The sequence below is a fragment of the Leisingera sp. ANG-Vp genome (genome assembly GCF_000813725.1).
Classification (GTDB): Bacteria; Pseudomonadota; Alphaproteobacteria; order Rhodobacterales; family Rhodobacteraceae; genus Leisingera.
Window position 1 is genome coordinate 1 of record NZ_JWLD01000125.1, and the last position, 585, is coordinate 585.

At 61.9% G+C, this 585-nt stretch carries 1 protein-coding gene; it reads right to left on the minus strand.

Annotated features, from left to right (window positions below; genetic code table 11):
• Positions 1-254 precede the first annotated feature (254 nt).
• The coding region (locus RA20_RS24290) for an aminotransferase class IV (RefSeq protein WP_039135450.1) at positions 255-585 on the minus strand (331 nt) is incomplete at its 5' end.

The window sequence follows — 585 nt, forward strand, 5'->3', positions numbered from 1 at the left end:
CCCCGCCACCGGGACCGCCTGCTCTCTTCCGGAGCGGCAAAACCCTATGGCACCGGACACCCCCTCCCATTGAGGCAGTCCGTTAACATCCACTATGCGCGCAGGTGTGGCGCAATAAAACCGGTATTACGCCCGCCGCCGGTGAAACGATGGTCAGGCAGGTATCCTTTTGGATAGGCCGCCCCGCCGTTCTGCAGCCCATAAAAAACCCCCGCTCCAAGGCGGGGGTTTCAAAAACACTCTGGCAGCTGCGCTTAGGCGCGCACCAGCTTCTCGTAGTCTTCCGCGATCTCGCGGGTCAGCGCGCCAACTTCGAACTTGTAGGGGCCGATTTCGCCAACCGGAGTGACCTCGGCCGCGGTGCCGGTCAGCCAGCATTGTTCGAACTCTTCCATCTCTTCCGGCTTGATGCGGCGCTCGTGCACGGTGATGCCCTTGTCCTTGAGCATGCCGATCACGGTCTGGCGGGTAATGCCGTTCAGGAAGCAATCCGCCTTGGGCGTGTGCACCTCGCCATCCTTCACAAAGAAGATGTTGGCGCCGGTGGCTTCGGCCACATAGCCGCGCCAGTCCATGAACAGCGCG